Raw genomic sequence first — 22,404 nt, forward strand, 5'->3', positions numbered from 1 at the left:
GTAACTTTTTGCCTTCCCCTGTTTCAGAAAGGACGCTCATGTCGCTTTTCAAAATCGCCTCCGTGGCCGCTATCGCCCTGACCCTGGGCGCTTGCGCGAGCCTGTTCCAGCCCAACTACCGGACGCCGCTGGAAACCACCCGCGACGCCTCCGAGCAACTCAAGCCCGGTTGCAGCAACCCGGATTGCCCGCTGGTCAACATCGACACCCTGCACTTTCCGGCCGAGCCTGCACTGGACGGCATCATCGAAAAACGCCTGCTGCAAATGACCCGCACCTCGCCCGACGCGCCGGTCGCTCCGACCCTGGCGGCCTATCGCGAAGAATTTTTGCGCACCGCCGGCCCACGCAACAGCAGTTATCTGCAGGCGAAGGTACGTGAGCAGCATGACGGCTTGGTGATCGTCGAATTGTCCAGCTACCTGGACACCGGCGGTGACCACGGCACCGCAGGTCGAGGTTTCATCAACTATTCGCGCCAGCAGCATAAAGTGCTGACGTTGTCGGACATGCTGGTGCCAGGGCAGGAAGACGCGTTCTGGAAAGCCGCGCAGGTGGCGCACAACAGCTGGTTGATCAGCACCAAACTCGATCAGGAACCGGAGTTCGTGAAGAGCTGGCCGTTCCAGAAAACCCGGAACGTGGCGCTGACCTACGGTGGGGTGATCCTCAAGTACGAAACCAGCACCATCGCGCCTTACGCGCTGGGCCACGTCGAACTGAAGATCCCCTACCCTCGCCTGAACGGCATCATCAAGCCCGAGCTGTTTCCCGGCCGTAACTGAAGGCCCGGCCCAGCACTAGCTGGAGCAACCCTGCCACTACCAGTGCCGGCAGGGTTGCACCGACATCCGGATACAGGTTGGCCAACAAATGATAGGTGCTGACCCCGCCCAGCCAGGCGAGCAGTGCCGGCCAGCGCAATGCGGCCGAGGCCACCTGGGCGCTACGCTTGCGCAGGATGAAGTGGTCAACCAGCACCACGCCGAACAACGGCGCAAACACCGAACCGATCAGCAGCAGGAAGTTCTGGTACTGGGCCAACGGCGCCAGCAAGGCAATCAGCGTGCAGATAACGCCGATGGCCAGGGCCAGGTGTTCGACTTTGGCGCGCAGCAGAATCCCGCTGGACACCGCCGCCGAGTGAATATCGGCAAAGGCGTTTTCCGATTCATCCAGCAGAATCAGCAGCAGCGGAATCCCCAGGCCGGCCCCGGCCAGCGCCAGTAGCAAGGCATTGACTTCACCGCTCGGCGCGAACGCCAGGGTGTAGGCCACGCCCAGGCTCATCAGCCAGAAATTACCGATGAAGAAACCGATGGCGGTGCCACCGAAGACATTTTTCGCCCGCTTGCCGAAGCGCGAGTAGTCGGCGATCAGCGGCAACCACGAGAGCGGCATGGCAATGGCGATATCGAAACCCACGGCAAACGGCATCGAACCGTCACCGGCCTGGGCCCACAACGCGGCCAGGTCGGCCTTGGCAAACAGGTTCCAGGTCAGCCAGATGCACGCAGCCAGCAGCAACCAGATGCCCCATTTGCGCAGGATCTGCCGTACGAACGTCAATGGACCGCTAACGGCCAACAAAGTCGCCAGTGCGCCGAAGAATAGCGTCCACAGCACGGGATTGGACAGCAGGCTGCCTTCGCTGAAGGCCTTCGCACCCAGCAGGCTGGCGGCATCGCGCATGACGATGATTTCGAACGAACCCCAGCCGATCAATTGCAGCAGGTTCAGCACCGCCGGTAGGCTCGCGCCTTTGACACCGAGGCTGAGCTTGAGCGCGGCCATCGACGACAGGCCGGTGTCGCTGCCAATCACTCCGACCGCCGCCAGCAGCAGAACGCCGACCAGGGTGCCGAGAAAAATCGCCAGCAATGAACCGGAGAGGCCCAGGCCTGGCGCGAGCAATGCTCCGGTCTGCAACACCATCAGGCCGATGCCGAGGGAGAACCACAGGGAAAACAGATCACGACCGCCGAACACACGCTTGTCGGTCGGCACCGCGATATCGGGGGAGTAAGTGCTGGGTTGAATGCTCAAGGGTGTTATCTCAGAGGGGCATTTGTTGTTGTGTAGATCGCTATCGCCAGCAGGCTGGCTCCCACAGGGGACATGTGAACGCCACAGATCCAATGTGGGAGCCAGCCTGCTGGCGATGGGGCCTGTGCAGGCCCCACCCTTTCAGGTCAGATCAAACTTTCTGGTAAAGCTGACTGCCTTCCTGCTTGAAGCGCTCGGCCTGTTCGGCCATGCCTTGGGCAACGTCCACGTCGACCGCTTCGATCCGTTGGTTGGCCGCATACTCGCGGACTTCCTGGGTGATTTTCATCGAGCAGAATTTCGGCCCGCACATCGAGCAGAAGTGCGCGACCTTGGCCGAATCCTTCGGCAGGGTTTCATCGTGATACGAACGGGCGGTGTCCGGATCGAGGCCCAGGTTGAACTGGTCTTCCCAACGGAATTCGAAACGCGCCTTGCTCAAGGCATTGTCGCGGATCTGTGCGCCCGGGTGCCCCTTCGCCAGATCGGCGGCATGCGCGGCGATCTTGTAGGTGATGATCCCGGTCTTCACGTCATCCTTGTTCGGCAGGCCCAGGTGCTCCTTCGGCGTCACATAGCAAAGCATGGCGCAACCGAACCAGCCGATCATCGCCGCACCGATGCCGGAGGTGATGTGGTCGTAGCCCGGCGCGATGTCGGTGGTCAGCGGGCCGAGGGTGTAGAACGGCGCCTCGTCGCAGCACTCCAGCTGCTTGTCCATGTTCTCTTTGATCAACTGCATCGGCACGTGGCCCGGGCCTTCGATCATGCACTGCACATCGTGCTTCCAGGCGATCTTGGTCAGCTCGCCGAGGGTCTCCAGTTCGCCGAACTGCGCTTCGTCGTTGGCGTCGGCAATCGAGCCCGGACGCAGGCCATCGCCCAGCGAGAAGCTGACGTCGTAGGCCTTCATGATTTCGCAGATGTCTTCGAAATGGGTGTAGAGGAAGTTCTCTTTGTGGTGCGCCAGGCACCACTTGGCCATGATCGAACCGCCACGGGAGACGATGCCGGTCACGCGCTTGGCGGTCATCGGCACGTAGCGCAGCAACACGCCAGCGTGGATGGTGAAGTAGTCGACGCCCTGCTCGGCCTGTTCGATCAGCGTGTCGCGGAACAGCTCCCAGGTCAGGTCTTCAGCCGCGCCGCCGACTTTTTCCAGGGCCTGGTAGATCGGCACCGTACCGATCGGCACCGGCGAGTTACGGATGATCCACTCGCGGGTTTCGTGGATGTGCTTGCCGGTGGACAGGTCCATGACCGTGTCCGAACCCCAGCGAATGCCCCAGGTCAGTTTCGCCACTTCTTCTTCGATGGACGAACCCAGGGCGCTGTTGCCGATGTTGCCGTTGATCTTCACCAGGAAGTTACGGCCGATGATCATCGGTTCCAGTTCGGTGTGGTTGATGTTGGCCGGAATGATCGCGCGACCGCGGGCGATCTCTTCACGGACGAATTCGGGGGTGATGATTTTCGGCACGCTGGCGCCGAAGCTGTGGCCAGYGTGCTGCTGGTCCAGCAGGCCGGCGGCGCGGGCCACTTCGAGCTTCATATTTTCGCGGATGGCGACGTATTCCATCTCGGCGGTGATGATGCCTTTGCGGGCGTAGTGCATCTGGCTGACGTTGGCACCCGGCTTGGCGCGGCGCGGGTTGTTGACGTGGGCGAAGCGCAGCTTGGTCAGCTCCGGATCGGCAAGGCGCTCCTGGCCGAAATTCGAGCTCAGGCCGCTCAGGCGCTCGGTATCGCCACGGGATTCGATCCACGGCGAACGCACGTCGGCCAGGCCTTTGCGCACATCGATGATGACATTGGGGTCGGTGTACGGGCCCGAAGTGTCATACACCACTACCGGTGCGTTGACCTCGCCGCCGAAGTCGGTCGGCGTCACGTCCAGGCTGATTTCGCGCATCGGCACGAGGATGTCCGGGCGAGTGCCCTGAACATAGATTTTTTGCGAGCGGGTAAACGGCTGAACCGATTGCTGATCGACCTTGGCCGAGTCACTCAGGTTGGTGGCGATTTTTGCTTTTGTAGTCATCACGGGCTCTCCAGACACACATCCAGGCAGTGGATTTTTGTCGGAGCGAACCTGTAAACGAATGGACGCACGGGCGCTGGGAAAACCAGCTGTGCTGTGCTCAGTGCTCGAGGGGTGTTCGATTGTCGAACAACATCCCGGACGAAGCACAAGAGGACTCGCCGGGTGACGAGAAATCTTGTTCCCTACGCAGGCGCTAACCTGATCAGGTTCAACGGGATCCGAAATTATTCGATCTCAGCCTCATAGCAAGGCACCCCGACAAGAACCCGGCCAGTCTAGACACAACTGGCAAAGAACGCCAACCCCACGGCAAATACCATGATGAATGGCGTAATTACACGCAGTATCAGGATTGTTGCAGCCCCAATGCACAACTACACTCGCTACGCTGAGCCGGCATTGACGCTGTCAAAGCGGGGCCTTAGCCTTGGCGCTCAAATTACCTTCGTAATATCAATTCTAGGGATCGTCTATGCTGCGCAAACTCTCACTGGCCCTTGCCGTGTCTTGTGCGTCCAACGGAATGGCCTGGGCAGCAGATGCGCCCTTATCGACCAAGACGGACCTGGTCAGCGTTTATCAGGAAGCCGTCAACAACAACGCCGATCTGGCGGCTGCCATCGCCCAATACGGCGCGCAGAAAGAAGTCGTACCCCAGGCCCGCGCCGGGCTGCTGCCGAACCTCTCGGGCGGCGCAAATATTTCCGAGGTGCGTACGGATCTCGATCAGCCGTCCGCCACGTCCAACCGCGATGCTCATTCTTACCAGGCCACTTTGGCGCAGCCGCTGTTCCGGGCTGACCGCTGGTTCCAGTTCCAGGCCGCCAAGGAAGTCAACGAACAGGCCGCCCTGCAACTCTCGGCGACCGAGCAAAACCTGATCCTGCAAACCGCTAACAGCTATTTCAACGTGCTGCGCACCCAGGACAACCTGGCCTCGACCAAGGCCGAAGAAGCGGCGTTCAAACGCCAGCTCGATCAATCCAACGAGCGTTTCGATGTTGGTCTCTCGGACAAGACCGACGTATTGAACTCACAAGCCAGCTACGACACCGCACGTGCCAACCGCATTGTTGCGCAGCGCCAGGTGGACGACGCCTTTGAAGCATTGATCACCCTGACCAATCGCCAGTACAACTCGATCTGGGGCATCAGCCATAACTTGCCGATCCTGCCGCCAGTACCGAACGACGCCAAGGCCTGGGTCGAAACGGCGGGCAGGCAGAACCTCAATCTGTTGGCCAGCAACTATGCCGTCAGCGCCGCCGAGCAGACCCTCAAGCAACGCAAGTCCGGGCACTTGCCAACGGTTGACGCGATCGCCAAGTACGAGAAAGGCGACAACGACGCCCTGGGCTTCAGCAACCCGAACAACCAGCCCCTGCCGTACGGTGGCAACGTCGAGCAAACGACCGTTGGCCTGCAACTGAACATCCCGATCTACAGTGGTGGTTTGATCAACTCTCAGGTGCGTCAGTCCTATGCACAACTGGACCAGACCGAGCAGCAACGCGAATCCCTGCGCCGCAGCATCGTGGAAAACACCCGTGACCTGCACCGGGCGGTGAACACCGATGTCGAGCAGGTACAGGCGCGCAAGCAATCGATCATCTCCAACCAGAGCGCGGTGGAAGCGACTGAAATCGGCTATCAGGTGGGTACGCGAAACATCGTCGACGTGCTGGATGCGCAGCGCTCGCTCTACACCTCGGTGCGCGACTACAACAACACCCGCTACGACTACATCCTCGACAACCTGCGCTTGAAGCAACAGGCCGGTACGTTGAATCCCGGGGATCTGCAAACCCTGGCACGCTGGCTCAATCCGAACTACAACCCGGACAAGGACTTCCTGCCACCGGATCTGGCCAAGGCTGCGGCTGAGCAGTTGAAAGCGAGACCTGATCAGTAAAAGCAAAAGATCGCAGCCTGCGGCAGCTCCTACAGGATGAACATCAATCCCGTGTAGGAGCTGCCGCAGGCTGCGATCTTTTTCTGTCCGACCATTCGGTCTAACGCTCGATCAACCGCCCCAACCCGTCCAGCAACCGCTGCAATGCACCCTGATTGGCGCGCATCACGTTCAACCCGGCCTCTGCCATGCGCTGCGCATCTCGCGGCAGTTCGAACAGCCGTTGCACCGCCACCGCCAGCCCTTCGGCATCCTCCACTTCCTGCAACGCCCCGGCACTGCGCAACTGCGCGGCGATTTCGAGGAAGTTGAAAAGATGCGGCCCGCTCAATACCGGTTTAGCCAGGGCCGCCGGCTCCAGCAAGTTATGCCCGCCATTCGGCACCAGGCTGCCGCCGACGAATGCACTGTCCGCCAGGGCGTAGAGAAACAGCAACTCGCCCATGGTGTCGCCCAGCAGCACCGACGTATTCGCACTGATCGCATCGCCGCTGGAACGCCGGACCGTGGAAAAACCTTGTTGCTGGCACAACCCGTACACCGAATTGAAGCGTTCCGGATGACGCGGCACCAGAATCAGCAAGGCATCGGGGTGAGTGGCCAGCAACTGACGATGGGCCGCCAGCACCACCTCGTCTTCGCCGTCATGGGTACTGGCCGCGATCCACACCGGTCGTTCCAGCGCCTGCCATTGCCCGCGCAATTGGCTGGCGCGCTCAAGCAGTTGCGGGTCGATGGTCAGGTCGAACTTGATCGATCCGGTCACTTCGACGGTTTCCACTCGCGCGCCGAGATCGCGCAAGCGTCGGGCTTCGGCTTCGGTCTGCACCGCGAACAGGCTCATCTCGGCCAGCATCGGCTGGGTCAGCCTGGGGAACCGGCCGTATCCCCTGGCCGAACGCTCGGACAGCCGCGCATTGGCCAACGCCACGGGAATCCCGCGTTTGGCACATTGATGGATATGGTTGGGCCACAGCTCGGTTTCCATGATCACCGCCAGTTGCGGCTGGACCCGATCGAGGAAACGCCGGGCAGCGCAAGGCAGGTCATAGGGCAGATAACAGTGCTGGATGCGCGGCTCATTGGCGAACAGTGCCTGGATGCGTTCCGAACCGGTCGGGGTCATGCAGGTCACGGTGATCGGCAGATTCGGATAACGCGCCAGCAAGGCGCGGATCATCGGCGCGGCAGCAATGCTTTCGCCCACCGACACAGCGTGCACCCAGATGCCGCCCGGTTTCATCGTCGGCATCCCGTAGGAAAAGCGTTCGCCGATGCGCCTGGCATAGGCAGGCGCCTTGCGTGCGCGCAGCCAAAGCCGAATCGCTACCAATGGCAGCCCCAGATAAAACAGCGCGGTGTAGAGAGTTCTATTCATGGCGGCGGAGTTTATCGGCTTTTTTCGCCAATCGTCTGCAAGTGCACGGCAAAACGTTCGGCGAGCCAGCGCGCGGCCGGACCGAGCGGCTCATCCCGGCGCCATACCAGCTCCACCACCAGGGCCGGCGGGGTCCATTCGCTGACCAGTTCGACCATCTGATTCTGATAAGTCGGGTACTGCACCACGTGGCGTGGCAACCAGGCCCAGCCGAGGCCACGCACCAGCCATTCGGCCATCACATAGAAACTGTCGGCGCGCCAGACTTGCGGGCTGGCGGGATCACTGCCGGGATAAATGCTCGACTCCGTGGACATCAGCAACTGCCGATGTTGCGCCAATTGTTGGCTGTCCACTGCGCCTTTACGCGCCAACGGATGATCCTTGCCGCACACCGTGACCATTTCCACGCTGCCCAGCACCCGCCGTTCAAGTGCCTCGGGAATCTGATCGTGAAAGAACAGCAGCCCAAGATCGGCACGCCGCTCCACCAGCTTGCGCGCGACTTCGCCTTGGGCGGCGCTGGTCAGTTGCACTTCAAGACTGGGGAATTTGTCCGCCAGGGCCTCGAAGCTTTCGATGATCGGCTGATAAGGCATCGCTTCATCCTGCGCCACACGCAGTCGTGCCTCCTGGCCGCGCATCATCGCCAATGCCCGCCCGTTTAGCCGTTCGCACTGGCGCAACACCTCCCGCGCTTCGTCCAGCAAAGCGGTACCGGCTTCAGTGAGCTTCGGTTGACGCCCGCTGCTACGGTCGAACAGGCTGACACCCAGGTCTTCTTCCAGCAACGCTATCGAACTGCTGACCGCCGACTGCGCCTTGCGCTGATCCCGCGCCACGGCAGAAAACGAACGCTGCTCCGCTACGCTGACAAACAACTGCAGCTGCTCCAGATTCCATTGCATGCTCATGACTCAACCCATCTTCAAAACAGATAGGTAATGACTTTACCGCATCTGGCGAATCACTAGAATGCCGACCTCAGAGAGCAACACTTCACACGAGGATTGACCCATGACCGCTTACTACTACCTGGCCATTGCCATCTGCGCCGAAGTGATTGCCACTGTTTCGATGAAAGCCGTCAAGGGCCTCAGCACCCCACTGCCGCTGGTGCTGGTCATCCTCGGCTACGGCATTGCCTTCTGGATGCTGACCCTGGTGGTGCGTAGCGTTCCGGTGGGCGTGGCGTACGCCGTGTGGGCCGGCATGGGGATCGTGATGGTCAGCGTTGCAGCGCTGTTTATCTATGGGCAGAAGCTGGACGTGCCGGCGATGCTGGGGATGGCGTTGATTGTGCTGGGCGTCGTGGTCATCCAACTGTTCTCCAAAACTGCGGGTCACTAACATTTGAAACGCAATCCCCTGTGGGAGCGAGCTTGCTCGCGATAGCGGTTGTTCAGTCAACATTGATGCTGAATGCCATGCCGCCATCGCGAGCAAGCTCGCTCCCACAGGGTTACTCGTTGGCTCGAGAGTACTGGCGTCAGCCCCTCCAATCTTCGAGTCTGTATACTGCGCCCTCGTCTTGAACACAGAGGTCGCTGCATGCCATCCGTTATTTCCACCGACGTTCTGATTGTCGGCGCTGGTGTCGCCGGCCTCTGGCTGAACGCGCGCCTGCGCCGCCAGGGTTTTTCGACCGTGCTGGTGGAAAGTGCCAGCCTCGGCGGCGGGCAGAGTGTGAAGTCCCAGGGCATCATCCACGGCGGCGCCAAATACGCGCTGCATGGCGCCTTGACTGGCGCCTCGGAAGCCATCGCCGACATGCCGCGCCGTTGGCGTGAAGCATTGGCAGGGAATGGCGAGCTGGATCTGTCCGGCGTGCGCCTGCTGTCCGAAGCCCATTACTTGTGGTCCCCCGGCACCCTTGCCGGCAACCTCACCAGTTTCTTTGCCAGCAAGGCCGTGCGCGGTCGCGTCGATCAGGTCAAGGGCGAGCAATTGCCGCCAGCCCTGCAAGACAAGCGCTTCAAGGGCAAGGTCTATCGCCTGGCGGAACTGGTGGTCGATGTGCCGAGCCTGATCCAGCGCCTGGCCGATCTGGCGGGAGATGGTTTGCTCGCCGGGCAGAGAATCGAGCCGTTGCTGGAAGGTGGCGTGCTGGTCGGCCTGAAGGTGGATGAGCGCGAAATCCGTGCCCAGCGCATCGTCCTGAGCGCCGGTGCCGGGACGGCGGCATTGCTTGAAGCACTGGGTCTGAGCCAGCCCGCCATGCAGCGCCGTCCGTTGCACATGATCATCGCCAAGGGGCCGAGCCTCAAACCGCTTTACGCCCATTGCCTGGGTGGCGGCACCAAACCGCGTATCACCGTGACCACGCACCCGGCGGCGGATGGCCAATGGGTCTGGTACCTGGGCGGCGATATCGCGGAATCTGAAGGCGTGGCCCGTGAGCCCGCCGAACAGATCGCCACCGCACAGAAAGAACTCGGCCAATTGCTGCCATGGATCGACCTGAGCACGGTGCAATGGGCGACCTTGCGCGTGGATCGCGCCGAACCGCTGCAATCAGGCCTGACGCGTCCCGACAACGCCTTTGTGGCCGAGGAAGGCCGCCTGCTGGTGGGCTGGCCGACCAAGCTCGCCCTGGCGCCGGACTTCGCCGACCGCGTGATCGCCAGCCTGACCCGCGACGGTATCCAGCCAAGCCACCCGGCAGCATTGCCTGAACTGCCGAAGCCGCCGATGGGCGTACCGGCCTGGGAGCAACTGCTGCCATGAGCCAACCGACCCTGCACGACCGGCATCGCCCGCTGGGCAGTACCGGCCTGATGGTTTCACCCTTGGGCCTGGGCACGGTGAAACTGGGCCGCGACCAAGGGGTGAAGTACCCCAACGGCTTCCGGATTCCCGATGACGTTGAAGCGCGCATGCTGCTCAAACTCACCCGCGACCTGGGCATAAACCTGATCGACACCGCCCCGGCCTATGGTCGCAGCGAAGAACGCCTCGGTCCGTTGCTGCGCGGTCAGCGTCAGGATTGGGTGATTGTCAGCAAGGTCGGTGAAGAGTTTGCCAACGGCCAGTCCCGTCACGATTTCAGCGCCGCACACACTCGAATGTCGGTGGAACGCAGCCTGCAACGTCTTGAAACGGACTTCATCGACCTGGTGCTGGTGCACTCCGATGGTAACGACCTGGCGATCCTCAATGACTGCGAAGTCTACGAGACCCTCGCCGCGCTCAAGGCCGAAGGCAAGATTCGCGGTTTCGGCTTTTCCGGCAAAACCGTCGACGGTGGCCTGAAGGCACTGGAGCAAGGCGACTGCGCGATGGTCACCTACAATCTGAACGAACAAAACGAGAAGGCCGTCATTGACTATGCTGCTGCACACGGCAAAGCCATTCTGGTCAAAAAAGCCCTCGCCAGTGGTCATGTCTGCCTGAGTCCGGGCGTGGATCCGGTGCGCGCCAGTTTCGAATTGTTGTTTGAACATCCGGGTGTTGCCAGTGCTATTGTCGGGACCATCAATCCGCTGCACCTCGCCCACAATGTCGCGACCGTTGCCCAGGTCCTACGTAGCCACTGACGCCGCCCACGCGGCCTTAAGCAGGAGCCGACATGTCGCGTACGCTCATCAGAAAGAACCCGAGCAACTTCAAGACCCTGCCGTTATTCGTCGAAGCGACCCCCGAAGGCCTGACTTATCAGAGCGTCGGCAGGCCGCTGAATTTCTCCCAGACCCTGCAACGTCGTCGGCCGGTGACGGTCGGCGACAGCGAACGGTTTGCCCTGGAGCTGGCCAACCTCGGGGTTTCGGTGCGCCTGACCCTGCATTGGCAGAATCGCGATTATTGGGTGCTGGTGCGCCAACGCCGGCAGGACCGTGGCGATGTGGTGCTCAAGCTGATCTCCGGCTACGTGCCGGCCCATGAGCTGAACCTGCCCTTGCACACGGCGATCCAGGAAATTGCCGAAGAATGTCTGCTGGAAACTCCGGAAGGCTGGCTCGGTGGGCGGTTCAATGACACCTGGCTGCCGACGCCCTACTCGGCCGCCCTGCATTACCGTGAAGCCCTGCCGTTTCGCTTGTCGCCACTGTCCGGCTCGGCGCGGCCGGTACGTTGCGCCAACCTGATGCTGATAGAGCGCCCGCGGGCTTACGTGCATTTGCCAACGGCGTCACTGCAACTGATTTACGACTTGCGCCTGGACGTTCCCAGGGAAGCCAAATCCCTGAGCCTGTTCCATGTCGATGAAAGACTGGAAGGCGATCAACTCGTCGCCCGCCTCGACCGCAAGCGCCCCGATCTGTACTTGATGCCCTTGCAGGACGGCCACCCGATGGCTGAGCTCTACACCTTGAAAAAGGATCAGCTGTACCCGGCCAGCACGCGCGGACTATACCTGGCCGAGAGTTTCGCCCAACAGGAAGGCTGGCTGGTTCGCGACGAGCGAATTCGCTGGAAGGACTGGGTGAGGCAGCAGGGTCTGACCCCGCCAGGGAAGGATTCAGGCCTGGCGCGGTTGCGCGGCAAGGCCAAATTGCTGCTGAAGAAAATCGTGCCGCGTAAAAAGGTAAGCTCTTAAACGCAAAAGATCGCAGCCTGCGTACTCCATGCAGGAGCTGCCGCAGGCTGCGATCTTTTGATTTTACGATCCCCAGGCTACCGGAAAAGATCGCAGGCTACGCCAGCTCCTACGACTTGCGGATCTTCTCGACAATCGCCGTGGTCGAGCTGTTTTCCACCAGCCCCAGCACTTTCACGGTACCGCCGTAGGCCGTCACGATGTCCGCGCCGACCACCTGGTCGATCCCATAGTCGCCGCCCTTGACCAGCACGTCCGGCTTGACCGCGCTCAGCAGGTTTTCCGGAGTGCCTTCCGAGAAACTGATGACCCAGTCCACCGCACCCAGACCGGCCAGTACCGCCATGCGCCGGTCGACACTGTTGATCGGACGGCCCGGCCCTTTCAGGCGGCTGACCGATGCATCGTCGTTGATCGCGACGATCAGGCGATCGCCCTGGGCCCGTGCCTGTTCCAGATAGGTCACGTGACCGGCGTGCAGGATGTCGAAGCAACCGTTGGTGAACACGATCCGCTCGTTGTGCGCGCGGGCATCGTCGACCGCCAGCAACAGCTGCTCAAGGCCCAGCACTCCACGCTCGGAACCTTCCTCACGCTGAATCGCACGACGCAGTTCCGGCGCACTGATGGCCGCCGTACCGAGTTTGCCGACCACGATACCGGCCGCCAGATTGGCCAGAGCCACCGCGTGAGGCAGTTCTTCGCCAGCGGCCATCGCGGCCGCCAGAGTGGATATCACCGTATCGCCGGCACCGGTCACGTCGAACACTTCACGGGCACGGGCCGGCAAGTGCAGCGCCGGGTGATCCGGACGCAACAAGGTCATGCCGTGCTCGCCACGTGTCACCAGCAAGGCACCGAGGTCCAGGTCGTGCATCAACTGCGCGCCCTTGCTCACCAATTCGTGCTCATCGGCGCAACCACCGACGATGGTTTCGAATTCGTTGAGATTCGGCGTGATCAGGCTCGCACCGCGGTAGATCGAGAAATCCTTGCCCTTGGGATCGGCCAGCACCGGAATGCCACGGGCACGGGCGGCCTGGATCAGCGCCTGATGGTTTTTCAGCGCGCCTTTGCCGTAGTCGGACAGCACCAGCACCTTGATGCCTTCGAGTAACTCATCGACCTGCACGGCCAGCGCCAGCGCGTCAGTGGCGAAGGGTTCTTCGAAGTCGATACGCAGCAATTGCTGGTGACGGCTCATGACCCGCAGCTTGACGATGGTCGGCTGGTGCGCAATGCGCTGGAAGATGGCCCGCACGCCGGCGCCCTTGAGGCTGTTGACCAGGCTGTTGGCGGCTTCATCGTCGCCGGTTACACCGACCAGCGAGGCCGGGGCCCCCAGGGCGGCAATGTTCAAGGCAACGTTGGCAGCGCCGCCCGGACGGTCCTCGATGTGATCGACCTTGACCACCGGCACCGGCGCCTCAGGAGAAATCCGTGAGGTACCACCATGCCAGTAACGGTCGAGCATGACATCGCCGACCACCAAGACGGGGGCTTGATCGAATCGCGGCATGGACAACTTCATGGTGCAACCCACATACAGAATGAACAGGGGCGCGATATTAACACAGGGTTGGTGTCGGCTTGTGCGGTGGCTGCAACCGGATTATTCGCCGGGCTTTATTGCTCGTTTTTTGAGCAAAAAAAACGCCAGACGACGGCACGCGTCGCTCATTTCCATCGCCTGCGTATCGATATCACACTCCGCATGCAGCGGCACCTCGTAGGGACTGTCGATGCCGGTGAAATCCTTGATCCGGCCTTCCCGGGCAGCCCGATACAAACCCATGGGATGAATTCCGGCTTGGTCAAGAAGCGTAAAGGTCTGGATACAAATCACCGGACGCGTTGCACGTCGGGTGCGCGAAAGGGCGAGCCAGGCTCGCCCTTTCGCGGTCAGGCGATGTCTTCGGCCGGGGCGTCGAGGCCCATCGCGTTGAGGCGCGAGTAGTAGCCGTTTTGCGCCAGCAGTTGATCATGGGTGCCGCGCTCGACGATTTTCCCCTGATCCATGACCAGGATCAGGTCGGCCTTCTCGATGGTCGACAAGCGGTGAGCGATCACCAGCGTGGTGCGACCTTTCATGACCTGATCCAGGGCTGCCTGAATATGCCGCTCGGACTCGGTATCGAGTGCCGAAGTCGCCTCGTCGAGAATCAGCAGCGGAGCATTCTTCAACAATGCCCGGGCAATCGCCAGGCGCTGGCGCTGACCACCGGACAGCAGCACACCGTTTTCCCCAACCTGGGTGTCCAGGCCTTCAGGCAACTGAGCAATGAAGTCCATTGCATAGGCATCCTTGGCCGCCTTTTCAATGTCTTCACGGGGTGCGCCAGCCAGGTCGCCATAGGCGATGTTGTTGGCCACGGTGTCGCTGAACAGGGTCACGTGCTGGGTCACCTGGGCGATATGCTGACGCAGGTTCAACAGTTTGTACTGTTCCACTTCGACGCCATCGATGAGGATTTCGCCCTTGTCGTGGTGATAGAAACGCGGAATCAGGTTGGCCAGGGTCGACTTGCCGCTGCCCGAACGTCCCACCAGCGCCACCATTTGCCCGGGCTCGACCGAGAAACTGATGTCATTGAGCACCTGACGCTCGGTGTCAGGGTACGTAAAGCTGAGGTTGCGCACGTCCAGGCGACCGCTGACGACGTCACGCTCGACGGTGCCGGTATCGACTTCAGGTTCGACATCCAGTTGTTCAAAGATACTTTCGGCACCGGCCACACCCTTCTGGATGGTCGAGCTGACTTCGGACAGCTGGCGAATCGGCTTGGGCAGCAGGCCGGCCAGGGTGATGTAGGCCACCATGTCGCCGGCGGACGCATCGCCACGCAGGAACAGCACCAGGAACATCAGCACGGCCATGGCGGTGTAGATCACCAATTGCAGTAGCGGCGTGTAGATGGCGCCGGTGCGGGTCATGCGCAATTGCTTGTCGGTGTTGCCCTGGCTGGCGTCGAAGAAGCGTTTCTCTTCGTACTTTTCACCGCCGAAGCTGCGCACCACGCGATAACCCTGGATCGTTTCGGACGCCACATGCGTCACGTCCCCCATGGCCAGCTGGATTTTCTTGCTCTGCTTGCGGAATTTCTTGCTGGCGGTGCGCACCATGATGGCGATCAGCGGCAGGATGGCGACCATGACCAGCGTCAGGCGCCAGTTCATGAACAATAGCGAGGCAAACAGGAAGATCACCGTCATGCCTTCACGAATTACGACCTTGATCGCATCCGTTGCCGCCCCCGTGACCATGGTCACGTTGAAGGTGATACGTGAAATCAGGTGCCCCGAGTTATGCTTGTCGAAATACCGGTTTGGCAACACCAGCAGGTTGTTGAACAACTGCACCCGCAAGTCATGGACCAGGCCCAGGGAAACCTTGGCCAGGAAGTAGTTGCCCAGGTACGACCCCAATCCCTGCCACGCAGCGATCAGGATGATCAACAACGGCACCGCCTGCAGCAGTTGCAGATCCCGCAGGTAGGGCACGGTTGGAAACAGCGCCGCTTCAGGGTTGGACAGACCGTCGACGAAGTACTTGAGGATGTAGCCCAGCATTGGCTGTGTAGAAGCGAAAATCAGAAAACCGACGATGCTGATCAGGAACAGGCTGATGTACGGCCGGACATAGCCGAGCAGACGGAAGTAGATTTTCAAGCTCGATGGGCTTGCGCAGAGACTGGAGTCGGTCATATCACGCGATTGTCGATAAAAAGGACGCTGACTTTAGCACAGCTTCCCCAGGGTTCTGGCAATCGCATACAGTCTGTGTATTGTGGCGCGTCAAATAGCCACCAAATGTCCCTGCCTTGGTACGCTCGCTCAATTCAGGAATAAGTTACTCAGCATGCAATTAAACGCGTTGAACAGCACGTCCAATAGAATCTTCGATTTCATTTGCTTGTGGATCCTTCCGCTCGGTTATTTATTGCTGCTTTGTGCACTGTTTTTCCTGCCAGGGCGCAGTGTGCATCACAAGCTTTACTATGGCCTGTTCAGCATTCCGGCACTGATTGCGCTGTGCCTGCGTCCGCGGCTCAGCAAAGAACTGCTGCACGAACCGATCGTCATTGCAGCCCTGTTGTTTCTGGCGTGGGCACTGCTCAGCCTGTGCTGGGGGCCAGGCAACGACATCGACTTTGGTCAGTTCAAACCGCCATTGCATACCCTGTTTCTGTTCGTTGGCTGCTACCTGCTGGTGCGCTATCGCAGCGAAATCATTCAGCCCCTGCTGTTCTGCGCCGCGATTGTGGCGCTGGTCGCCACTGTCTACAACCTGTACAGGTTCGGTCTGATCTACCAACCGGAAATGCGCCTGATCGGAGTAGGTGCGTTCGACAATCCACTGCTCAGCTCCCACGTTTTCGGCTTTTTCTGTACCTACTGGCTGAGCCTGAGCATGACCTGCAAGCGACACCAGGTACTTTGGTTGAGCATACCGGCGATGGCGATCATGTTCGCCGCCGTCCTGGCCACCGGCTCCAGGACCCCACTGGTTGCACTGACGCTGGCTGCGCTGTGGCTGTGTTACATCTGCTGGAATCGACGCCCGGTCTTCATGCTTGGTTCCATGCTCATTGCAGGAACGGCGACTTTCGCGTTGTTCGCGGACAAGATCTTCGAAAGAGGCAGTTCCTTCCGTATCGAACTCTGGCAATTGGCCCTGGACAGGATCGCTGAACATCCATGGATCGGGCACGGCTACAACGCCGGACTGAGCCTGGACCCCGGCGCCGGCTACCTCCTTCAGGAGCCCCATAGCTTCGCCCTGGGCGTGCTCTACTACGTCGGCATTATCGGCCTGCTGCCATGGCTGTTCTTCCTTGCGTGGAGCTTCATCAGCAGCCGGCGCCATCGCGTGCAACCGCTGTTTATCATTGCCTCCGCCTGGCTGGCCTTCGGTATCGGTGCAGGCCTGACCGAAGGTGGCGGGATTATCTCTCGCCCCAAGGAGCACTGGTTCCTGCTGTGGATCCCGTTGGCACTGATTGCCGCGTTGAGCATCAATCAACGGGCCAGGCGCCTGCTGGACATGCCAATCAAGACCGCGACGCCAAGCGCCCTGCAACAGCTGACTGTCGATGCCCGGGTCATCGAAGAAGATGGTTTGGGCCCCAAAGTCCTGCGCCTGACCGATGGCAGCTTTCTCAAGCTGTTCCGCCGTCGCCGCTGGTACACCTCGGGCAGTTTCACGCCCTACTCCGATCGTTTTGCCGTCAACAGCGTGCAACTGCGCAGCATGGGCATCCCGACACCGCACATCCTCGACCTCTACCGGTTCGAAGACGGCAGCACCGCTGTGCACTACTCTCCCTTGCCGGGCAACACGCTGCGCCAGATCCTGCAAGGCATCACCGCCCCGGCGGTGCGCCAGGCACTGGTGGAGCGCTTCGGCAAATTCATGGCCCAACTGCATCAGCAAGGGGTCTACTTCCGCTCCCTGCACCTGGGCAATGTGCTGGTGCTGGAGGACGGCGAGTTCGGCCTGATCGACCTGGCCGACCTGCGAATTTACCCTTCATCGTTGAGCCCTTCGCTGCGGCGGCGTAATCTGCGCCACATGCAACGCTACGCATCAGATCGGCACTGGCTGTTCGAGGATCACTTCGAAGCGCTGCTGCAGGGATACGCCGCGGCGGCTTCGAAAGCCGACGTGGATAATTTGCACAGACACGTGCTGGCCGGGAGTCCTTCGGCCCAGGCTCACTGATGATAGAAACCAACCCCCTTATCGCGATGATGGCCTACCTGCTCGCCATCGCGACCGCTGCGCTACTGTTGCACCGCGTGCCGAGATTCACCCGACAGCTGGAGCATTGCGGCGAAAGCCGCTTTGCCGGCATCGACGGCTTACGCGGGTATCTGGCCTTCGGCGTGTTCGTGCACCACTCGATCATTACCTGGATCTTTCTGCAAACCGGCGTGATCGATTTTCCGCCGAGCAACTTCTACTCGCAGCTCGGCCAGGGTAGCGTCGCCCTCTTTTTCATGATCACCAGCTTTCTGTTCTGGGACCGCTTGCTCACCCACGGGCGGCAACACGACTGGCTGGCATTTGCGGTATCTCGGCTATTTCGCCTCTACCCGCTCTACCTGCCGCTGATGTTGACCGTGTTTGTCTGTGTGTTCTATTTGCAGGACTGGGAACTCAAGGACTCCGGCACCCAGCTCATTGGCCAGACCCTGGCCTGGCTGATCTTCGACCGGCCAGACGTCAACCAGTACCACCAGACCGGCATGCTGATCTCCAACGTCACCTGGACGCTGGGGTATGAAGTGTTTTTCTACCTGGCCCTGCCACTGGCCGCCATGGTGTTCATTTATCGCGGCGGCTGGATGCAGACAGTGCTGTGCCTGATCGGCATCTACACCCTGTACCAGGTGGTCGGCTGGGAACACTCGCTGAAGAAGCACTACCTGGCCAGTTTCCTCGGTGGCATCGCTGCGGCGTACTGGGTTCGCCGTCCACAATGGGTCGCCTGGAGCCTCTCTCCGCTGGCGGGCATCATCGCCCTGCTCGCATTGGCGATCGCCTTTACGGCGTTCAACCGGGCATTCAATCCGGGAGCGCTGCTGCTGCTTTCACTGTTTTTTGTGATTGTGGCGTCCGGCAACACCTTGTTCGGCGCCCTGAGACCACGCAGCATTCGCTGGCTAGGGGAAATCAGCTACAGCACGTATTTGCTGCACGGTTTCGTGCTCTGGATACTGGTGCAGCGACTGCCGCCGGTATTGCATCTTGACGCCAGGGAAGTGTGGGTCTTCCTGCCGTTGCTGGCCGTGTGCAGTTGCCTGCTGATCATCATCAGCAGCCTGACCTACCTGCACATCGAAAAGCCCGGTATCAATGCCGGCAAGAAAACCCTGCACTGGTTACGCCAGAACAGGAAACCGAGGAAAGAACTTTTGGAGGAGACGGTTCAACAACGTTGAGCAATCGAGGCATGTCACCGCGAACAATGCCACGTCGTCCACCCCCCTTGAATCCAGCCTATGGCTCAGTCTTTCTCCAACCGTGAGAAATACATCCGGCCCAACCCACGCCAGGTTTTCTTGCTCCAGGCCTTGAACGGAATCTGCGCCAGCAACTCCCGCGCCAGCTTGCGATCACGATTGGCGGTCTTGAGGAACATGGAATTGAGAAACTTGTAGCGCACCTCGTCATACAGCGGGTGATCGCTGAAGAGCGCGTAGGTGCGCAGGATGCTGTCGATCATGAAGCGGTGGTTCTTGTAGGAGTTGGTGGCGTGCTTGCGATAACGCGCCATCAACACATTCAGACCGTCGATGAAGTAACCGGCATGGGTCACCTTCAACTCGATCAGCAAGTCTTCCAGGCGAATGGTCGGGTCGAAACCGCCCACCTTGTCCAGAGCTTCGCGACGAATCATCAGCGTGGGTGCCGGTGGATAGGGCTTGCGCTCCAGGAACATGTCATCGAAGTCCAGGCGACGGAACGGCACATCCCGGCGCTGGCGCTTCTCGGGGTAGAGATTGCCGTCGGCATCGATCAGTTCGATGTTGCCGGCGCAAATGCCGACCTCGGGTTTGCCGTCCATATGAGCGACCTGGGTGGCGATTCGCTCCGGCAGCATGATGTCATCCGAACCGAACGGCACGATCAGGCTGCCCTTGGCCCGGGCAATCGCACCATTGAGGGTGTTGGTCAGCCCCTGGTTTTCCTGCACCCGGAAATCGAAACCATGGATGACCTGCAGCGCCTTGATCCGCTCGACGCTGTCATCTTTCGAGCCATCGTCGACCACCAGCAACTCGATGTTCTGATAGGTCTGGTTGAGGACGCTGAGAATGCTTTCCTCGATGTAAGGGGCATGGTTATACGACGCGATGATGACCGTGACGATGGGTTGCGCGTCGTTCATGGCTGTTCCTTGCGGGCCTGTTCCAGGCCGGAGTCGATCAGATTGAGGTATTCCCGACGGAACTCCTCGATGTCATGGTGTTGCTGCAGATAACGGAAGGCCTGCTCACCCTTGGCCTTGAGCTCGTCATCCGACAGCCCGAGGTAGGTGTCCAGCGCCGCCTGCAGCGTCGGCACATCCTTCGGTGTAATCGCCAGGCCACCGGCGCCCTCGATGAGCGGCAACATGGCCGGCACGTTCGAGGCAATCACCGGCAAATGCCCGCTCATGCCTTCAAGCAGCGCCAGCCCGAGGCCTTCGGCCAGGGAGGGCATGGTCCAGATATCGAAAGCGCGAATGTACTGCAGGGCGATTTCCTTGAACCCCAGCAAATGGGCACGACCGCTGAGACCGAGGCGGTCGATTTCCGCGGCCAGGCGCGACTCTTCGCGGCCGGCACCGATGATCGCCAGTTGGGTATTCGGGTATTTGTCCTTGAGCGCGGCAAAGGCCTGCAGCAAATAGATATGGCCCTTGACCGGCACCAGTCGCCCCAACGCACCGATCAACCGCACCGACGGATCGATGCCCAACAGTTCACGGGCCTTTTCACGACTGTGTTGCAGACCTTCGGCTTGCTCGATGTCGATGGCGTTGGTGATGGCGTAGGTATTCTGGTCGGTGAAGCCACAGTCACAGTCCAGCAGATACTGTTTCACTGCAGGCGACACGCCAACGAAGCGCCAGTGACGATCAATCAGGCGCTGGGTCTGGCGGCGACGGTAAAAGCGGTCGTACTCGCCAAAGCCGTGGGAAATGCCAATGCACAACGACACTTTCAACCAGCGGTTGAGCGCCAGCATCATGTTCACCGGTTTGAAGCGGTTGCAGATCACCACATCGAATTTTTCCCGGCGGCAGAACTTGTACAGCTGCCACATGGCCCGCAGGCGCATGCCCTTGAGGGACTTGTCGGAAAACTCGAAGTACACCGAACGGTCGGCTCGGCTCACCGCTTCGCCCGGCCCGGGTTTGCCACGCAGAAACGCGGCGGTCACTTCATAGCGATCACTGGGCAGGGCCTTGACGATTTGCTCCGCGAGGTCGGCGAAATCATGGGCTTTGACGTTGTAGTCAGGCTGCAGCTGCAGGACCTTTGACCGCTGACTCATAACTCTCCCCGCTGAGAAACATTGCCTGGTGTGTGCTTGAGGGACCACAAAAGCTCGTGGCGCCGGACTGCCTTGCGAAAGAATTCGTTCTGGCCATAGGTGGGCAGCAAGCGGCCGGCCAACAACCGTTGGATCAGCCGACGCAAGCGACGCTTGAACGGCATCGCCGGTTGCAGGTCGTGCATCATGCCCAACGCCATGGCTTTGTCTCGCTGTTGCTCCAGCGGCATCGGCAGGCAATAAGGCTGCATCGGCCGGGCCGAATCGAAGGCAGGCGGCAAGGCGATGCCATCACCGGTATCGCCCATCGGCCAGCGGTCGTTGTCGTGCAGGTGGTTGGCATAGCCCAATAGCGTGGCCGGCTGCCAGTCCAGGCCTTGCAAGGCTTCGAGGACTGCCGCCTGGGCGCAGACATGATCGGGATGCGGATCGAGGGTCGGATGCGGCAGGACGATGACCTCGGGCCGGGCCCGCAGCAGCAACTCACGCAGATCCGCCAGAAGATTGTTCCAGGTCGGCGCGCCATCGGCATCGCCAGGCAGCGCGAAAGGATTCAACCGGCGGAACAGCCGGGTGTCGCTCATATCCGCCTCCCGCGATCCCGCCGCCACGGCAGGCGCGGCCTGCATGTTCGCCAGTTGCAGACAGAAGTAACCCAGTTGCACACAGTGAGCCTCGGGCACACCGGCCCAACGTGGCACGGCGATGCTGTCCCAGGTGCGCAGACGGCCTTTCAAGCGGGCCGCATCGACCTTGTTCAGGCCCATCTGCTGATAGTGTTCGGCTTCGATTTCACCCGCTGTCAGCGTGACGATCCAGGTTTCGTCGGCCTGGCTGTACAAACCGTAGGCCGCCAGCTCGGCGTCATCGGCGTGGGGGGCGATGACCATCACCCGCTGACGCCGGTAATCCGGATGTTCGAACGCCCACAGCACGGGCTCACCAAACACGCGACAGAAGCGCCCGCGCAAGCGCAGGTCACCGCGCGACAACGCCTGAGCCTGACCACTGAGATTGAGGTAACGCAGGCCGTTCACGCCCCGTTCGAAGGTTTGTCGGTCAGGGTTTTCGCCACCCGCCAACTCCACCACCGGATCGATAAATCGTCCCAGCCAGGTGCTCTTTACCCGCAGGGCCAGCACCAGCGTCGCGTCGTCGACCAGCATCACGCCCTCGTCCAGCCGCAAATGTTCACCGCTCAGGTGCACCTTGGGTTGTGGCGTGTACGGGGGAAAGCTGTACTGGTAATCGTCTTTCGCTGAGTAGAACAGATGGTCGGCAAACCAGGCTTCGTGGGCAATCCAGCCCAGAACCGCCAGCACCAGCGGCAACCACCAGGCCACCAGAACACCGATGACGATCAACAACGCCAGTGCAATCAACAGGCCTATGCGTTTATTGCGCCGATGGCGCTTGAGCAGTTGCTGTTTGCGGCTCATGG

Annotated in this window: 17 protein-coding genes, 1 pseudogene and 1 riboswitch; of the genes and pseudogenes, 8 read left to right on the forward strand and 10 right to left on the reverse strand. The window is 60.7% G+C overall.

What is annotated here, in order from left to right:
* The first annotated feature begins 38 nt into the window (after positions 1-38).
* Complete coding sequence (locus AC1DXW_RS18215) at positions 39-785, forward strand: RsiV family protein (protein ID WP_477760288.1); 747 nt, start codon at positions 39-41, stop codon at positions 783-785.
* Here the strand turns inward: AC1DXW_RS18215 and cytX are convergent.
* Both cytX and thiC read right to left on the reverse strand, forming a co-directional pair.
* Positions 754-2,046 (reverse strand): putative hydroxymethylpyrimidine transporter CytX, encoded by a 1,293-nt coding sequence (gene cytX, locus AC1DXW_RS18220; protein WP_477753918.1) that lies wholly within the window; start codon positions 2,044-2,046, stop codon positions 754-756. The genes AC1DXW_RS18215 and cytX overlap by 32 nt on opposite strands.
* A 151-nt stretch (positions 2,047-2,197) precedes the next feature.
* A complete protein-coding gene (gene thiC / locus AC1DXW_RS18225) occupies positions 2,198-4,087 on the reverse strand; it encodes a phosphomethylpyrimidine synthase ThiC (RefSeq protein WP_477760289.1) in 1,890 nt (629 codons plus the stop codon).
* Between the two features lie 165 nt (positions 4,088-4,252).
* A riboswitch (TPP riboswitch) is annotated at positions 4,253-4,358 on the reverse strand.
* 204 nt (positions 4,359-4,562) lie between these two features.
* Here thiC and AC1DXW_RS18230 point away from each other — a divergent pair.
* Positions 4,563-6,002, forward strand: a complete 1,440-nt coding sequence (locus AC1DXW_RS18230) for a TolC family outer membrane protein (protein ID WP_477753920.1) — start codon at positions 4,563-4,565, stop codon at positions 6,000-6,002.
* 100 nt (positions 6,003-6,102) lie between these two features.
* On the opposite strand, the gene waaA is transcribed toward AC1DXW_RS18230, so the two are convergent.
* Positions 6,103-7,380: a lipid IV(A) 3-deoxy-D-manno-octulosonic acid transferase gene (gene waaA, locus AC1DXW_RS18235; protein WP_477753921.1), complete on the reverse strand. Its 1,278-nt coding sequence runs from the start codon at positions 7,378-7,380 to the stop codon at positions 6,103-6,105.
* An 11-nt stretch (positions 7,381-7,391) separates the two neighbouring features.
* The gene (locus tag AC1DXW_RS18240) at positions 7,392-8,294 is read right to left on the reverse strand and encodes a LysR family transcriptional regulator (RefSeq protein WP_477753922.1); all 903 of its coding nucleotides are present in this window, start codon (positions 8,292-8,294) and stop codon (positions 7,392-7,394) included.
* Between the two features lie 103 nt (positions 8,295-8,397).
* Here AC1DXW_RS18240 and AC1DXW_RS18245 point away from each other — a divergent pair, with 103 nt between their 5' ends.
* The 4 genes from AC1DXW_RS18245 to AC1DXW_RS18260 all read left to right on the forward strand — a co-directional run bounded on the left by AC1DXW_RS18245 (position 8,398) and on the right by AC1DXW_RS18260 (position 11,917).
* Positions 8,398-8,730, forward strand: coding sequence for a DMT family transporter (locus AC1DXW_RS18245; RefSeq protein ID WP_007977444.1), 333 nt, complete (start codon positions 8,398-8,400; stop codon positions 8,728-8,730).
* A gap of 201 nt (positions 8,731-8,931) precedes the next feature.
* Entirely contained in the window at positions 8,932-10,107 is a 1,176-nt protein-coding gene (locus AC1DXW_RS18250) for an NAD(P)/FAD-dependent oxidoreductase (protein WP_477753923.1), read from the forward strand.
* Positions 10,104-10,916, forward strand: coding sequence for an aldo/keto reductase (locus AC1DXW_RS18255; RefSeq protein WP_477760290.1), 813 nt, complete (start codon positions 10,104-10,106; stop codon positions 10,914-10,916). The genes AC1DXW_RS18250 and AC1DXW_RS18255 overlap by 4 nt, the downstream gene beginning before the upstream one ends.
* A 32-nt stretch (positions 10,917-10,948) precedes the next feature.
* Complete coding sequence (locus tag AC1DXW_RS18260) at positions 10,949-11,917, forward strand: metal ABC transporter ATPase (protein ID WP_477760291.1); 969 nt, start codon at positions 10,949-10,951, stop codon at positions 11,915-11,917.
* A gap of 109 nt (positions 11,918-12,026) precedes the next feature.
* On the opposite strand, the gene hldE is transcribed toward AC1DXW_RS18260, so the two are convergent.
* From hldE to msbA, 3 genes and pseudogenes are all read right to left on the reverse strand, one after another.
* The gene (hldE, locus tag AC1DXW_RS18265; RefSeq protein WP_477753926.1) at positions 12,027-13,448 is read right to left on the reverse strand and encodes a bifunctional D-glycero-beta-D-manno-heptose-7-phosphate kinase/D-glycero-beta-D-manno-heptose 1-phosphate adenylyltransferase HldE; all 1,422 of its coding nucleotides are present in this window, start codon (positions 13,446-13,448) and stop codon (positions 12,027-12,029) included.
* 81 nt (positions 13,449-13,529) lie between these two features.
* Positions 13,530-13,715, reverse strand: a pseudogene (locus tag AC1DXW_RS18270) (adenylyl-sulfate kinase); the annotation flags it as partial.
* Positions 13,716-13,819: 104 nt separating this feature from the next.
* On the reverse strand, positions 13,820-15,622 hold the full coding sequence (gene msbA / locus AC1DXW_RS18275; RefSeq protein WP_477753927.1) for a lipid A export permease/ATP-binding protein MsbA: 1,803 nt from the start codon (positions 15,620-15,622) through the stop codon (positions 13,820-13,822).
* A 154-nt stretch (positions 15,623-15,776) separates the two neighbouring features.
* Between msbA and AC1DXW_RS18280 the strand changes: the two genes are divergently transcribed.
* Both AC1DXW_RS18280 and AC1DXW_RS18285 read left to right on the forward strand, forming a co-directional pair.
* A complete protein-coding gene (locus AC1DXW_RS18280; RefSeq protein ID WP_477760292.1) occupies positions 15,777-17,639 on the forward strand; it encodes an O-antigen ligase family protein in 1,863 nt (620 codons plus the stop codon).
* Entirely contained in the window at positions 17,639-18,862 is a 1,224-nt protein-coding gene (locus tag AC1DXW_RS18285; RefSeq protein WP_477753614.1) for an acyltransferase family protein, read from the forward strand. Before AC1DXW_RS18280 ends, AC1DXW_RS18285 begins: the two co-directional genes overlap by 1 nt.
* A gap of 65 nt (positions 18,863-18,927) precedes the next feature.
* Here AC1DXW_RS18285 and AC1DXW_RS18290 read toward each other — a convergent pair whose 3' ends face one another.
* Genes AC1DXW_RS18290 through AC1DXW_RS18300 form a run of 3 tightly spaced genes read right to left on the reverse strand, consistent with a single transcriptional unit; the run spans position 18,928 to position 22,402 of the window.
* A complete protein-coding gene (locus tag AC1DXW_RS18290; protein ID WP_477753615.1) occupies positions 18,928-19,812 on the reverse strand; it encodes a glycosyltransferase in 885 nt (294 codons plus the stop codon).
* The gene (locus AC1DXW_RS18295; protein WP_477753616.1) at positions 19,809-20,963 is read right to left on the reverse strand and encodes a glycosyltransferase family 4 protein; all 1,155 of its coding nucleotides are present in this window, start codon (positions 20,961-20,963) and stop codon (positions 19,809-19,811) included. The genes AC1DXW_RS18290 and AC1DXW_RS18295 overlap by 4 nt, the downstream gene beginning before the upstream one ends.
* Positions 20,960-22,402 carry a PIG-L deacetylase family protein gene (locus AC1DXW_RS18300; RefSeq protein WP_477760293.1) on the reverse strand — a complete coding sequence of 481 codons (1,443 nt, stop codon included), beginning with the start codon at positions 22,400-22,402 and terminating at the stop codon, positions 20,960-20,962. Before AC1DXW_RS18300 ends, AC1DXW_RS18295 begins: the two co-directional genes overlap by 4 nt.
* Positions 22,403-22,404: the final 2 nt, after the last annotated feature.

This window comes from Pseudomonas sp. P4_C4, from assembly GCF_056402055.1.